The organism is Streptomyces sp. NPDC002640 (genome assembly GCF_053592575.1).
Window position 1 is genome coordinate 107173 of sequence record NZ_JBSFVZ010000013.1, and the last position, 13294, is coordinate 120466.

Here is a 13294-nt window from a genome sequence, read left to right on the forward strand (position 1 = left end):
CACCCTCCCGCCGTCGGCCGTCCTCCGGCGGGCAGCCGGGTACCCCGGCGTGCCGCGTCCGTGCCTCGCCGTCGCCGTCCGAGCCGGCGTCTACCGTGAACGCATGACGACGACACAGCAGTTGAGCCTGGTGACCCTGGGCGTGCGGGACCTGGGGACGAGTCGCCGCTTCTACAGCGAGGGGCTGGGCTGGAGTCCGCTGCTGGCGGTGGACGAGGTGGTCTTCTACCAGGTGGGCAGGGGCCTGGCGCTGGGTCTGTTCGGCCTGGACGACCTGGGGGCCGACATCGGCCACCCGGCCACCGCCGGCACCCCGTTCACACTGGCGTGCAACGTGGGCTCGGCCGCGGAGGTGGACGAGGCGATGGCCCGGGCGGAGAGGGCCGGGGCGCGCATCCTCAAGCCGGCGCAACGGGCCGCCTTCGGCGGGTACCACGGCTACTTCGCCGACCCGGACGGCCACCGCTGGGAGGTCTGTCACAACCCCGGCTGGTCGGTGGCGGAGGACGGCACGGTCTCGCTCACGGCGGTGGACCCGGCGAACCCGGCCTCCGCCGAGTAGACCTCCCACCAGCGTTCCCGTTCGGCGCGGGCGAGTTCCGCGTCGTAGGCGTCGGCGTCGAAGTGGTAGGCGGGGGGCGGCTGTTCGAGGGCGGGCGCCTCCCAGTCGGCCCACTCCACGACACCGCCGCAGCGCCACACGACGACGGACAGCCACCCGCAGCATCCGCCCGTGCACCCGGGTTCACCGAGCGCGACGCGGCGCGGCTCCCCGGTGGCGCGCAGCGGGGACGGGCGGCCGGGCGGCAGCAGAACGACGGCCGGCCGTCCCCGCCCGCCCGGGCCCACCGCCGCCTCGACGGCCTCCTCCCCGTCGATCCACACCCGGACGGTGGGGACGGGGTACCGCGGACCGGGCGGCAGGACGCTGATCTTCAGGTCGTCGAACACCGCAGCAGCCTACGCGGGGCCGGGTGTGGCCGAAAATGTGCGGGTGCGCCCCGGCCGCCCCGGCTGATCTTGAATGATGGCGGCGGCGGCCGTCCGGCCGCGGAAACCGAACAGGGGGGAGGCTCCGTGAGCCATCCGTTCGAGACCGGCGGCGGCACCGTGACGCTCTGGAACGCCGGGGACGAGGTCGGCGCGGCCTACCGGGAACACGCGGAGGGCGCCGCTCGGCGGCTCGGTGTCCCCAGCGGGCTGACCCGGACGCCGCGCGGCGACGAGGTCGACCCCGTGGTGTTCGGCCGGTTCGTCCAGGCCCAGTACGACGCGTACTTGGGCGTCGGCGGGGGCACCGACGGCACGGTCCTGCGTGGCCTCGCACGAGGGCTGCTGCTCGCCTCGGCCGTGTTGCTGGAGGCGGCGGGCGGCAGGGTCGCGCGCAGGCCGGGGGCGGCCGACGACGACCTGGTGGCCGGGCACGCCCGGTATCGGGACGCCATGGACCTGCCGCGCCGCCCCGCCGCCTGGCAGCCGCTGCCCAAGGGTCCTGACGCCGCCGCCGGGACCGGTTCCGCCGTTCCGTCGCGGGAGGAGGCGCGCTCGGCCACGGTCGTGGTCCGGCCGGGGGTGACGCTCGTGCACGACGACCTCGGGCCCGCGGACGGCGTGCCCGTGCTGCTGGTGCACGGGCACCCCTTCGACCGGAGCATGTGGCGGCCGCAGGCCGAGGCGCTGGTCGCGGCCGGGTATCGGGTGATCCTGCCGGACCTGCGCGGGTACGGCGCCAGCCCGGTCGCCGCGGGCGGGACGGTGTGGTCGGACTACGCGGAGGACCTGGCCGCGCTGCTGCGGCGCCTGGAGGTGCCCCGGGCCGTGGTGGTGGGGCTGTCGATGGGCGGGCAGATCGCCATGGAGTTCCACCGGCTGCACCCGGCGCGCACGGCGGGGCTGGTGCTGGCCGACACCTCCCCGGTGGCCGAGACCGAGGAGGGCCGGCGTGTGCGGAACACCCTCGCCGACCGGCTCCTCGCGGAGGGCATGGACGGGTACGCCGCCGAGGTCCTGGACCGGATGATCACGCCCCGCCATGTGACCGAACTGCCCGAGGTGGCCGCCCGGGTGACCGGCATGATGCGCGCGACCGTGCCTGCGGGCGCCGCGGCGGCACTCCGGGCGCGTGCCGAACGCCCCGACTACCGGGCCTCGTTGGCCGACACGCGGGTGCCGGTGCTGCTGCTGGTGGGCGCGGAGGACACCTACACGCCCGTCGCGGAGGCGGAGGCCACGCACCGGCTGATCGACGGGTCCGTCCTGACCGTCGTGCCGGACGCGGGCCATCTGCCCAACCTGGAGCGGCCCGAGCGGTTCGACGCCGGGCTGCTGGCCTTCCTCGACGCCCACCGCGAGGAGTTCGCGCCGCCCCACCCGCTGCTGTCCCTGCTGCTCGACGCCGCCGAGGGCCGCTTCCCGGAGGCCGACGGGGCGGTCACCGTCCTGCCCCGGCCGCCGTTCGGGCCGGAGTGCTCGGTCGGTCTCACCGGTCACGCGATGGTCGCCACGTCGCTGCCCGCCGGCCGGGTGCTCGCGTTGGGCCCCGACGGCTTCGGCGGGTCGCTCGCACCGGACTTCCTGCGGGGCCTGGCGGGACCCTCCGGGGTGGTGGGGACGATCGACGTCGTGCTGGTCGCCCGCGGCGCCGGCGGCCCGGCCCGGCTGCGCCCGCTGTCCGGCCTGGACGAACACCCCCGGGTGCGGCACGCCCGCCGGCTGCGGCGCTCGGTACGGGTCTTCGGCGATCCGCGCGGCCTGGTGACCCTGGCCGAAGGGCTCGCGGGGCGCACCGAGCTGAGCATCGAGCTGGCTCCGGGCGAGGAGCACGCCCGCGGCCACGGCCGCTCCCTGCTGACCGACGCGCTGACCCTGCTGCCGGTGAACGCGCCGGTGTTCGCCGCCGTGGCCCCCGGCAACGCCCGCTCGCTGCGCGCCTTCCTGGCCGCCGGGTTCGTCCCGCTGGGTTCCGAGACCCTGATCGAACCGGCCCGCCCGGACGCCTGAGGCCGCCCGCGGGCGTGCGCCGCGGCCCCGTGTCGGCGGAACGCGGGCGGCGCACGCCCCGGCTCAGTCCGCGGGAGCCGGGGCCGCGGGCGGGACGGGACGCAGGGCGAGCAGGGCGATGTCGTCGGCGCCGTCCGCGCCGAGGCGGATCAGCAGTTCGTCGCAGAACACGTCAAGCGGCTCGCGGGCGAGGTCGGCGGTGTGCCGCCGCAGCCGTTCCAGGGAGCTGCCCAGGCCCTCGTCCCGGCGCTCGATCAGCCCGTCGGTGTAGAGGAGCACGGTGGAGCGGGGCGGGTCGCGGGGGATCACCGTCCAGGCGGTCGGGTACCCGCCCGCCGGCTGCCCGGCGATCTGGCCGAACAGCCAGCTCCGCAGCGCCCGGACGGCGGGGAGGGCCGGGCGGGCCAGGAGCCGGCCGCCGCGGGCGGCCTCCTCGGCCCGGTCCAGCACCCGGTGCAGTACCAGGACCGACGGGGAGGCGTCCGCGGGGACCGAGAGGGTCAGGGAGCTGGTGCCGCCCTCGGACGGCGGCTGCTCGTCGAGGGCGGTGGTCACCCAGGAGCCGATCATGTGGTTGGCGTCGTTGGCGACGTACAGGTCCTCCCGCCGGACCCCGAGGTCGTCGCCGGCGCAGGCGGCGAGCGTCAGCTCGCGCAGCAGTTCGTCCCGGTTGCGGTGGGAGGCCGCGTAGAGGGCGCGCGGCAGGTCGATCAGCGTCACGGTGCGCCGCGGTGCGGCGCTCGCCGCGGCGCTCCCCCAGCCGGAGTCCTCCCGCGCGGTGCCCGGGGGACCGATCTCGCACCAGACCGTCTTGCGGTCGGCGCCGGTCTCCACGCCGTACCGGGTGGCCAGCCGCTGGACGACGGTGAGGCCGTGGCCGGTCGCCTCGTACGGCTGGAGGTCGTGCTGCGGCATCGGTCCCAGGCCCGGCCGTTCGTCGCCCACCCTGATCCCGACCCGGTCGCCGCCGAGCCGCACGGACACCTCGACATCGGTGCGCGCGTGCAGGACGGCGTTGGTGACCAGCTCGCCGGCCAGGAGTTCGGCGTCCTCCGCCGGCACCCGGGCGGCCGCGTCGTCCAGGGTGTGCCGCACGAATCTCCGGGCCTCGGCCACGCTCCCAGGGCGCGGGGCGAACCGTCTGACGATCGGCGCGTGCGGGGAGATCTCGGGCATGGGTCCCAGTGTGGCCCGCGTCCGGCGACCGGCACGGCAGACACCGCCGGGGCGCCGCGTCCGGGCGGCCCGGCGGGCGGGTCCGCCGGGCGACCGGGCGTCCGGCGGGCGGTCAGGCGGTCAGGCGGTGACCATCCGGAGGAAGGCGTCGAGGTTGTCCCGCATCCGGGCGATCTTCCCGTCGAGCCCGATGCTCTCGTCGAAGCCGCGTCCCGCGGAGCTCTCCTTCTTCCCCCGCAGGTAGAGCGAGCAGGCCAGGTCGGAGCAGAGGTACTGGCCGACGGTGTTGCCCTGCCGGCCGGCCTCGCCGGTACGGCGGGCGGACATCAGGACCACGCCGCCGCGGACGTGGGTGGTCAGGCAGAGCGAGCAGAGCGACCGCGCGGTGAATCCGCGCGCGGGACCCGCCGTCACCGCCCGGAGGGAGAGGCCGAGCAGCCGGCCGTCCTCGCGCTCGGTGACCAGGTACGCGCGGTCCGGCGCTCCGGGGTCGCGCCAGCCCAGGAAGTCGAGGTCGTCCCAGGGCGTCCCGTCCAGGTCGCGGGGCAGGCCGAGGCGCTTGGCCTCGCCCTTGGAACAGTTCACGAAGCTGGACCGGATGTCGGTGTCGGAGATCTGTCGCACGGCATCGAGGCTAGGTCGCCTAATACCTTTAGGCAAAATGATTATTTCTCTAGGGCGGGACGGGCCAGGTGCCGCAGGAGGGCGTCGCCCGGCAGCGGGTGCAGCACGTCGCCCCGGAGGCCCTCGGTCCTGTCGGCGGTGAGCAGGGAGTCGAGCACGGCCTCCTCCACCGCGTCGAGCACGGCCCGGAACAGCGGGTCCAGCGCCGCGTCCGCGACCGGCCGCTCCGGCGGGCGCGTCGTGAAGGCGAGTCCGTAGTCCCCGCTGCCGTGGCTGTACGAGGCGCCGGTCCGGCCCAGGGCGTACACCGCCCGCCGGGCGACCCGCCCCAGCTGCCGTGCGTCCAGGGGCGCGTCGGTGGCGGCCACCACCATGCAGGAGCCGGTGTCGGCCGCCGGGGGCCGGGCGGGGACGCCGACGTCGGCCGGGGTCACCTCGCGCCCGCGCACCCGCAGCGTCCCGCCGAAGTTGGCCTGCACCAGGACGCCCACCGTGGCGTCCCGGCCGTCCAGCGGCACCAGGCGTGAGGAGGTGCCGATGCCCGCCTTGAAGCCGAGCGCCGTGGTTCCGGTTCCGGCGCCGACGCATCCCTCGGCCACCGGCCCGGCCTCCGCGGCGTCCAGGGCGGCCCGTACGTGCTCCTCGCGGACGGGGCGGGACCGGATGTCCGACAACAGCCCGTCGTTGCACTCCCCCACCACCGGGTTGAGGCTCAGCACCCCTTCCCGGCCGGGCCGTTCCAGCACCCAGCCGACCAGCGCGTCGGCGACCCGGAAGGCGGAGAGCGTCGAGGTCAGCAGGATGGGCGTCTCGATCACGCCCAGCTCGGCGATCTGCGTGGCGCCGATCAGCTTTCCGTAGCCGTTGCCGCTGAACACCCCGGCGGGCAGCGGGCGTTCGGGTCCCACACCGTCCGGCACGATCGCCGTCACGCCGCTGTGGATCCGCGGCGGCCGGCGCACGGTGGTGTGCCCGACCCGCACGCCCGGGACGTCGGTGATCGCGTTGTGCGTCCCGGCGGGCAAGGACCCGACGCCGAGGCCGAGTTCACGGGCCCGGCGGGAGGCGGACGGCAGGGGGTCGGGGTGCGGGGCGTCGGTCATGCCCGAACGCTATCCCAGGTACGTACCGGTCGGTATGCTGCCGGTCGCCCGTCCGGGCGTCAGCCCTTCCCCCGAACTCCCCCGCCCCCCGAACTCCCCAGAACTCCCGAGAGGAGCCCCCATGGCCATCGATCCCACCGGAGCGGACCTCAAGCGCCTGCTGGCCGAGGATCCCGGCGGCCCCGTCGTCATGCTCAACCTGCTCCGGTTCGCCCCCGGCGGCCGGGAGGCGTACGAGGAGTACTCCCGGGCGGTCGGGAAGACCTTCCTGCCCCGTTACGGGGGCGAGGTGGTCTACTCCGGCACCGGCGACGGTCCGCTGGTGGCGGAGGACGGCCAGGCCTGGGACGCCGTCCTCCTGGTCCGCTACCCCAGCCGCGAGGCGTTCTGCCGCATGGTGGCCGATCCGGAGTACCAGGCCGTCACCGCCCTGCGGCGCGAGGCACTGGCCGAGGCCGTGCTGCAGCCGACGTCCCCCGGACCCGTCACCCGCTGAGGCCCTGTTCGGCCGGGACGGCCGGCCCGGAGGTCAGCTCCGTGAAGGAGTACGGGGGCCAGGGGCCGAGGAAGCGGACGCGGACGGCCGGGTGGCTGTCCTGGACGTCGGCCAGCACGGTGCCGACCGTCTCGATCTCCGCCGCCGGGACCAGCAGCGCGGCGGTCAGCACCTCCGCCTCGCGGGGGTCGCGGACGGTGCGGGTGCGGTCGCGGATGTCCTCGACCACCGCGGCCAGCCGACGGCGCACGTCGGCGTGGATGCCGTCCGCCAGCCGCTCGGAGGCCTCCTTGCGCAGGTGCTCGAGCTTCTTGGCGAGCAGCCGTTGCATGCCCGGCGAGCGGCTCGCCATCTCGGCCTCCAGGGCGCGGGCCCGCTCGTCGTCGCCGACGGCCTCCTCCCGGTCCACGGTCAGTTCCACCCGGAGTTCCGCGCGCCCCTCCAACTCCCGCAGACGGGCGCCGAGTTCCTCCGCGCGCTCGGCGAGCCAGGCGGTCAGCCGGTCCTCGGCCCCGGTGCCCTCGCCGGGCGCGACCAGCACGTTGAAGGTCATCGGCAGGACGGCGCCGGTGCGCTCCCAGACCGCGACCACCGCCCGGTCCTGCTCGACGACCCAGCGCCGGACCTGCTCGTCGCCGCCTTCGAAGGGCTCGGGCGGGCCGTCGTGCACCAGGGCGGCGAGGCCCGTGCCGGGGGCCCGCAGCAGCCTGAGGGGCCGCCCGTCGAGGCCGGTGACGCCTTCGGCGGGGTCGCCGGGGGCGTCGGGCAGCAGGGCGTACACGTAGAGGGCGGTGTCGCTCATCGGCCCGCCTCCTCCGCCCAGCGCTGCGGGTTGACCAGCTTGTCGACCACGTCGTCCACCACCTCGTCGAGGCCGCGGTGCAGGTCGGCCACGGACGTGGTGATGCCGTGGTCCGCCTTGATCTCCTCCAGCGCCTCGTCCAGTTCCAGCAGCGCGTCGCCGAGGCGTTCCAGCTCCTCCTCGGTGAGGTCGCCGCCCTCCATCCGGCGCAACGCCTGCCGCTCCAGGGCCTCCTGGATGACCTCGACCAGGGTGAGCACCAGCGCCAGGACGCCGTGCTTGAGACTCTTCTCGTCGACCGTGAGAGCCATGGTTCGTCCTCTCCTTGCCTTCCCGCGCTGCCCGCGGGCCGCGCCGTCACGCCAGGGTGCTCGGCGTGTCCGACGGGTCGGGTGTGTTCGGTGCGGCCGTCGCGGCCAGGGCGGAGGCCCAGCGTTCCAGGTCGTCCGCGGCGAGGACGATCCGCCCGTGGGAGGCGGTCTCGACCACGATCACCAGCCCGTCGCCGGCGGGGCTGCGGTCGGCCTCGACGCGGACGGCCAGCAGGTCCTCGCAGGGCACCACCAGGGCCGGGCGCGCGTCCACCGGGGACTTCCAGCTCAGTCCGGTCGGTCCCAGCCTGCCCTTGCCGCCCCGCCACAGGGGGCCGCTGCGCCGCGGTTCCTGGTACCAGAGGTGGCCCTCCAGTCCGCCGGGCGGGGCTCCCGCGGGCGCGGGCGGCAGGACGCCGAGGGCGGGGTTCAGCGACGTCAGCGCCTCGTGCAGGCCGTGCGGGTCGGACGCCGAGAGCAGCGCGGTGGCGCCGTCCAGGGTGGCCACCCGCAGCCGGGTGCGCTGCTCGCCGCCGACGGTGGTCTCCGTCTCCAGCTGCACGGTGCGCAGGTCGCGGATGCCGGCCTCGAACAGCACCTCGCGGGGGTCGCGGCGCAGCACGACCAGTCGCTGGTCGGTGAGGTGGACGCCGCCGGGGCGCCAGCCGGTGTACACGCCCTCCTCCAGCAGGTGGCCGCCGTGCATCCGGGTCACCAGGCTCTCGCCGGCCCGCAGTTCGAGGTCGCGCCGTCCGGCGGAACGTTCCGCCCAGGCGCGGGTCGACTCGTCCCACTGACGGAGCATGCCGTACTCCAGCATGGTCTCCATGCCGGCGATGGCGGCGCGCAGGCTGACGCCGATGAGGGGGATGTCCGCCACCGCGACGATCAGGTCGAGGTGCAGCACCGCACCCTTGTTCAGCAGCACCTCGACCAGGTCGTCCAGCGTGACCCGCGGGTCGCGGGTCGGCTTCATCGGAGGCCGCGGCTGCGTCACTCGGTCTCCTCCTCCTTCTTGCGCGCGGCACGGGTCCGGGTGGTCCTCCGGGTGGTTCCGGACCGGGGTGTCTTCTCCGCCTCCCCGCCGTCGTCGTCGGCGTTGGAGTCGGCGGCGGCCTTCTTGCGCGCCGTGCTGCGGGTGCGGGTGGCCCTCCTGGTGGACCTGGACTTTGACGTTGACGTTGACGCGGACGTGGACGCGGCGGACGTGGACGTAGGTGCCTGTTCCAGCTGGCGGGCGTCACCGCCGTCGCCGTCACCGCCGTCCGCGCCGCTGTCACCGCCGTCGCCGCCGGTCGCGTCCGTGTCGCCGGCCGAGAGCGCCTGGGCACTGCGCCAGCCGCACCACGGGCACCAGTCCTCCAGCAGCTGTTTGGTGGGGACCTTCTTGGAGCACTGCGGGCAGGTCTCCTTCTCCTCCCGGCTCTCGCGCCAGGCGGCGGTGTCGGTGTCCGTGCCGGCGGGGAACTCCAGGCCGTAGCGGGACGCCGTCTCGAACGACGCCAGCGCGGCCCGGAGCCGGATGCCGAGGAGTTCGACGCCGGCCACCGAGACCATGATGTCGGCGTTGAGGACCAGGCCCTTGTCGAGGAGGGTCTCCACAACATGGGCCAGGCTGCCCTCGCCGTCCCGGCGCGGTTCGAGCGCGCGGGCGTTCGCGGCGCTGCGCGGGGGTGACCCGAAGGAGCCAGGCCAGCGCTCCGCGGCACCCGGTGACCCGCCGGCCTGACGGGCGGGAAGTCTGGGCTGTTCCTCGTTCATTCCCTACGGCTTACCGGTCCGCCCGGCCACACACCTGGGCTCTGCCCGTCCCGGCGGGGAGACACGCGTCACGCTGCCGCCGGTGGGGCGTCCACCGTGCGACGGGGGTGGGGCGTCCACCGTGCGACACCCTCCCGATAGGGTCCTCCCCCATGAGCACCACGAGCCCAATACCGCCTCGGCCGCCCCGAGTTGGTCATGGATCCGCCTCCCGGGTCCGCCGCGTCGACCGCCCGGACGACACCGGGTCCGCTGTTCCGGCGCGGGCGCACACCCTTCGTGTTCCGCTTCCGCGCGGGAGGCGCGGGTGAACATTTCCGGCAGCCGGGTCACCCCGCGCCGCCTCGGTGTCGTCGCCGCCGTCTACGGCGTGTTCGCCGCCGGCTGGTACCTGGGCCAGCCCGTCACCCCGGCCTGCCAGGTCGGCCAGGCGGCGTACGGGCCCGACTTCTCCGCCTTCCCTCCCGCTCCGGCGCCGGACCCCTTCACCGGGGTGTCCGGGGCGTACAGCGCCGTGGTGGTGACCGACAGCGCCTCCTACTGCGACAACGACATGGACGCACGGCCCCGCCTGGAGGCGTGGTTCGAGGGCGACTGGCAGTAGGGAGGAACGTCTCGTGTCATGGAACACCCCACGGGTGCCCGCCCGGGGCGCGGTACGGCGCCTCGGTGCGGCCACGGCGCTCTATGGCGTCTTCCTGGCCGGGTGGTGGCTGGGGAAGCCGGTGCTCTCCGAGGACTGTTTCGAGGACCGGCCCGCGGCCGGTGCCGGCAGCCGTCCCGCCTCGATGGAACCTGCCTCCCCCGGCCGGTACTTCGCCGGCTTCGACATGGACCTCGGTCTCCTCGACGGGCTCGACGGCATGGACGGCTACGTCGACGGCGAGTACGGGCCGAGCGAGTGGGCGTACCAGTTGCGGGCCGACGGCGGCGCGCCCGACGACGCCGCCGTGTGCCCCCACCGGAAGCGCGCCCGCCTGGTCGCGTGGGTCAACGGCGACTGGGGCTGACCCGCGGTTCCTCAGAGGCGCACCGTGACGCGGTGGTCGGACACGCGGCCGTGCACAGGGCACGGCGTGCTGGACGCCAGCGGGCAGAGCATGGAGTGCGCGGTCACCGTGGCCCGGTACACGCGGTACCGGCCGGGGGGCCGGAAGGCCTCCGGTCCCCCGGTGAACGGCGCCGCGCCCAGGTAGACCTCCAGCCCCCGGTCCCGTTCGGCTCCGGTCGGTTCGCACGCCGTGGCGGACATGTACACCGCCTCGTCGGAGCCCGGCTCCTGCCGGGAGTCGAACACCACGATGCCGACCTGGGGCCGCACCGCGATGTTGCGGACCTGCGTCGCCTCGGGCGAGGAGATCCAGTAGAGGGTCGAGTAGCCGTCGGCCACGTAGAACACGGGCGACGCCCACGGCACGCCGTCCGCGTCCGCGGTCGCCAGGGTCATGAACCGGTTGCCGTCGAGGACGGCCCTGCCCCTGCGCTCGAGCTCCGCGGTGTCCATGGGGCGCACCGTACCGCCCGGCCACCGCCTGTGCCCGCGGATCCGTCGGCTCGTCGCGGGCCCGGCGGTTCAGCGCGGGAGGGAGTCGAGCCAGTCGGTCAGCAGGCGGTTGACCTCCTCGGGGCGTTCCTGCTGGATCCAGTGGCCGCAGCCGTCCACGAGATGGGCGGCGGTCAGACCGGGGAGGGTGGTGGGGAAGGCGTCGACGGCGTCGGACATCCAGGTGGTCGAGGCGTCCAGGGCGCCGCCGACGAACAGGGACGGCTGCGTGATCGGGGCGCCACGGTGGGGGGCGAGGTCCTCCCAGTCCCGGTCCACGGACCGGTAGCGGTTGAGGGCGCCGGTCAGGCCGGTGCGCTCGAACTCCCCGGCGTAGACGTCGAGATCGTCCTCGGTGAGCCAGGCCGGGAGGCGGTCCGCGGGGAAGCGGTCACGCAGCCGGCCCCCGTGCGCGACGAAGTGCGGGTCGGGCTCGCCCCGGGCGGGCATGGTGTCGGCGGACAGGGCGGCGTAGAAGCCGGCGAGCCAGCCGCGCACGTCGGGCTCGATCTCCGCCTCGGCGCGGCCGGGCTCCTGGAAGTAGGAGACGTAGAACTCCTGCCCGGGGCCGCCGATCCCGCCGAAGACGTCGCTGGGGCGGGGGCCGCCGGGCGGCGCGTACGGGACGCTCAGGAGGGCGACGGCCCGGAAAACGTCGGGGTGGAGCAGGGCGGAGGTGGCGGCGATGGTGGAGCCCCAGTCGTGGCCGACGACCACCGCGTTCTCCTCGCCGAGGGCGCGCACGAGGGCGACGTTGTCCTCCACCAGCTCCAGCATCCGGTAGGCGTCGGTCGCGGCGGGCCTGGAGGAACGGCCGTAGCCGCGCACGTCGATCGCCACCGCCCGGTACCCGGCGGCGGCGAGGGCCGGCAGCTGGCGGCGCCAGGAGTACCAGGACTCGGGGAAGCCGTGCACCAGCAGGACCAGCGGGCCGGTGCCCTGCTCGACCAGGTGGAGGCGCCCGGCGGGTGACGCGACGGTGCGGTGGCGGAGTGCGGCGGACGGCTCGCTCTGCATGGGGCTCTCCTCGGTGCGCGGGCGTACGGGTGTACACGGCTACGCGTCGATCATGCGGCGCGGCGACCGTCCGCCGCGATGTCCGTTGCCATCCTGGCAAACTTGCAGGACACCGCGGTGGAGCGGCACGTCCGGAAGGAGGCGGGGCGGGTGACGGGCGACAACCTGGCCGGTACGTCGGCGGCGATGGGGCCCAGGCTGCGGGCCGCGCGCGAGCGCCGCGGCGCCACGCTCACCGGCGTCGCCCGCGCGACCGGCATCTCGCCGAGCACGCTGTCGCGCATCGAGACCGGCCGTCGCGGGCCGACCCTGGAGGTGGTGCTGCGGTTGGCGCGGCAGTACGGCGTCTCCCTGGACGAACTGGCCGGGACCACCCCCACCGCGAGGCCCCGCACCTCCACGCTCCGCCGTGCCGGCGACGACAAGGCGGTGCTGCCGCTGACCCGGTACGTCGGTGGCCTGCACGCCCACAAACACGTCCTGCCCGCCGTCCAGGAGCCGCCCGCGCGGCCCCGGCAGGTCTCCCACGAGGGCTGGGAATGGCTGTGCGTCCTGTACGGGCGGCTGTGGCTCGCCCTCGGCGACCAGGACCTCGTGCTGAGCGCCGGCGACTTCGCCGAGTTCGACACCCGCGAACCCCACGGCGTCGCGAACGCCGGCCCCGCCGGCCCGGTCGAGTACCTCATCATGTTCGGCCCCCAGGGCGAACGCCTCCGCCCCCGCACCCCACCCGCGGGCGGGCCCAGGCCTCGGTAGCGGCGTTTCCAGCGCTTCTCTGCACCGGGGCCGGTGGTGCGCGCGGCAGGCGGGACAGAAATCGCCGTGGCCGTGGTGACCTGGGTCGACTGAGAAACGTCGAAGAAGCCGCCGAGCTCCGCAGGGGAGGCGGGGACGGGTGGGTACCCGGCGCGTATGAGTGATGAGCGCAGGACCGTGCGGGGTGCCGCCGGGGAACGGTGGCCGTATGCGGCGGCGAGTACCGCGGTGGCCGTGAGTGCCTGGGTGGGGGCACGGGCGGCGGGGCCGTCCGACGACTGGTACGCCGGGCTGGACAAGCCGTCCTGGCAGCCCCCGGCGAAGGCGTTCCCGGCGGTGTGGACGCCGTTGTACGCCACGATCGCGTGGAGCGCGGGCCGCTCCCTGGACCGGGCGCGCGGCCGGGAACGGCGGGCCCTGGCCGCCTGGTTCGGCGCCGACCTGGCGCTCAACGCCTCCTGGACCTGGCTGTTCTTCGCCCGGCGCAGCCCGGCCGCCGGCTTCGCGGGGGCGCTGCTGCTGGACGCGGTGAACCTGGGGCTGATCCGTCGCGTGGCGCGGGTCGACCGCCCCGCCGCCGCGGCCCTGCTGCCGTACGCGGGGTGGTGCCTGTTCGCCACTGCCCTCAGCGGGTCCGTCGCGCGCCGGAACCGCTGACCGGGGCTCGCCGGCGGCTGGCGGAGGGGTCCGGGGCGGCTGCCGGGG

General features: G+C 75.4%; 15 protein-coding genes and 4 pseudogenes. 8 read left to right on the forward strand and 11 right to left on the reverse strand.

Features of this window, described 5'->3' with window-relative positions; genetic code table 11:
* Positions 1 to 103: 103 nt before the first annotated feature.
* Positions 104 to 562, forward strand: a complete 459-nt coding sequence (locus ACWD3O_RS19080) for a VOC family protein (protein WP_451416649.1) — start codon at positions 104 to 106, stop codon at positions 560 to 562.
* Here ACWD3O_RS19080 and ACWD3O_RS19085 read toward each other — a convergent pair.
* Entirely contained in the window at positions 478 to 951 is a 474-nt protein-coding gene (locus tag ACWD3O_RS19085; protein ID WP_451416650.1) for a hypothetical protein, read from the reverse strand. The two genes, ACWD3O_RS19080 and ACWD3O_RS19085, sit on opposite strands and share 85 nt — an antisense overlap.
* A 126-nt stretch (positions 952 to 1077) precedes the next feature.
* Here ACWD3O_RS19085 and ACWD3O_RS19090 point away from each other — a divergent pair.
* Both ACWD3O_RS19090 and ACWD3O_RS19095 read left to right on the forward strand, forming a co-directional pair.
* Positions 1078 to 1434 (forward strand): annotated as a pseudogene (locus tag ACWD3O_RS19090) (DUF6086 family protein); the annotation flags it as partial.
* A 123-nt stretch (positions 1435 to 1557) separates the two neighbouring features.
* Positions 1558 to 2337 (forward strand): annotated as a pseudogene (locus ACWD3O_RS19095) (alpha/beta fold hydrolase); the annotation flags it as partial.
* 726 nt (positions 2338 to 3063) lie between these two features.
* Here ACWD3O_RS19095 and ACWD3O_RS19100 read toward each other — a convergent pair.
* The 4 genes and pseudogenes from ACWD3O_RS19100 to ACWD3O_RS19115 form a co-directional block, all read right to left on the reverse strand.
* Positions 3064 to 3294, reverse strand: a pseudogene (locus ACWD3O_RS19100) (SpoIIE family protein phosphatase); the annotation flags it as partial.
* A gap of 519 nt (positions 3295 to 3813) precedes the next feature.
* Positions 3814 to 4176, reverse strand: a pseudogene (locus tag ACWD3O_RS19105) (ATP-binding protein); the annotation flags it as partial.
* Between the two features lie 120 nt (positions 4177 to 4296).
* Positions 4297 to 4800 (reverse strand): FBP domain-containing protein, encoded by a 504-nt coding sequence (locus tag ACWD3O_RS19110; RefSeq protein WP_451416651.1) that lies wholly within the window; start codon positions 4798 to 4800, stop codon positions 4297 to 4299.
* A gap of 41 nt (positions 4801 to 4841) precedes the next feature.
* Entirely contained in the window at positions 4842 to 5903 is a 1062-nt protein-coding gene (locus ACWD3O_RS19115) for a P1 family peptidase (protein ID WP_451416652.1), read from the reverse strand.
* A gap of 121 nt (positions 5904 to 6024) precedes the next feature.
* Between ACWD3O_RS19115 and ACWD3O_RS19120 the strand changes: the two genes are divergently transcribed.
* Entirely contained in the window at positions 6025 to 6399 is a 375-nt protein-coding gene (locus tag ACWD3O_RS19120; protein ID WP_451408707.1) for a DUF1330 domain-containing protein, read from the forward strand.
* Here ACWD3O_RS19120 and ACWD3O_RS19125 read toward each other — a convergent pair.
* Genes ACWD3O_RS19125 through ACWD3O_RS19140 form a run of 4 tightly spaced genes read right to left on the reverse strand, consistent with a single transcriptional unit; the run spans position 6389 to position 9273 of the window.
* Complete coding sequence (locus tag ACWD3O_RS19125) at positions 6389 to 7201, reverse strand: GvpL/GvpF family gas vesicle protein (protein WP_451408708.1); 813 nt, start codon at positions 7199 to 7201, stop codon at positions 6389 to 6391. The genes ACWD3O_RS19120 and ACWD3O_RS19125 overlap by 11 nt on opposite strands.
* Positions 7198 to 7512 (reverse strand): gas vesicle protein K, encoded by a 315-nt coding sequence (locus ACWD3O_RS19130; RefSeq protein WP_451408709.1) that lies wholly within the window; start codon positions 7510 to 7512, stop codon positions 7198 to 7200. The genes ACWD3O_RS19125 and ACWD3O_RS19130 overlap by 4 nt, the downstream gene beginning before the upstream one ends.
* 46 nt (positions 7513 to 7558) lie before the next feature.
* The gene (locus ACWD3O_RS19135) at positions 7559 to 8509 is read right to left on the reverse strand and encodes a gas vesicle protein (RefSeq protein ID WP_451408710.1); all 951 of its coding nucleotides are present in this window, start codon (positions 8507 to 8509) and stop codon (positions 7559 to 7561) included.
* Positions 8506 to 9273 carry a gas vesicle protein gene (locus ACWD3O_RS19140; protein ID WP_451416653.1) on the reverse strand — a complete coding sequence of 256 codons (768 nt, stop codon included), beginning with the start codon at positions 9271 to 9273 and terminating at the stop codon, positions 8506 to 8508. The genes ACWD3O_RS19135 and ACWD3O_RS19140 overlap by 4 nt, the downstream gene beginning before the upstream one ends.
* A 307-nt stretch (positions 9274 to 9580) precedes the next feature.
* On the opposite strand from ACWD3O_RS19140, the gene ACWD3O_RS19145 reads away from it, so the two are divergent.
* Positions 9581 to 9877, forward strand: a complete 297-nt coding sequence (locus ACWD3O_RS19145) for a hypothetical protein (RefSeq protein WP_451416654.1) — start codon at positions 9581 to 9583, stop codon at positions 9875 to 9877.
* Positions 9878 to 9890: 13 nt separating this feature from the next.
* Complete coding sequence (locus ACWD3O_RS19150; protein ID WP_451408713.1) at positions 9891 to 10283, forward strand: hypothetical protein; 393 nt, start codon at positions 9891 to 9893, stop codon at positions 10281 to 10283.
* Between the two features lie 11 nt (positions 10284 to 10294).
* Here ACWD3O_RS19150 and ACWD3O_RS19155 read toward each other — a convergent pair whose 3' ends face one another.
* Positions 10295 to 10777 carry a pyridoxamine 5'-phosphate oxidase family protein gene (locus tag ACWD3O_RS19155; protein ID WP_451416655.1) on the reverse strand — a complete coding sequence of 161 codons (483 nt, stop codon included), beginning with the start codon at positions 10775 to 10777 and terminating at the stop codon, positions 10295 to 10297.
* A 69-nt stretch (positions 10778 to 10846) separates the two neighbouring features.
* On the reverse strand, positions 10847 to 11833 hold the full coding sequence (locus ACWD3O_RS19160) for an alpha/beta fold hydrolase (RefSeq protein WP_451416656.1): 987 nt from the start codon (positions 11831 to 11833) through the stop codon (positions 10847 to 10849).
* Between the two features lie 150 nt (positions 11834 to 11983).
* Here ACWD3O_RS19160 and ACWD3O_RS19165 point away from each other — a divergent pair, with 150 nt between their 5' ends.
* Positions 11984 to 12589: a helix-turn-helix domain-containing protein gene (locus ACWD3O_RS19165; protein WP_451416743.1), complete on the forward strand. Its 606-nt coding sequence runs from the start codon at positions 11984 to 11986 to the stop codon at positions 12587 to 12589.
* A gap of 234 nt (positions 12590 to 12823) precedes the next feature.
* Entirely contained in the window at positions 12824 to 13246 is a 423-nt protein-coding gene (locus ACWD3O_RS19170; RefSeq protein WP_451416657.1) for a TspO/MBR family protein, read from the forward strand.
* Positions 13247 to 13294 lie beyond the last annotated feature (48 nt).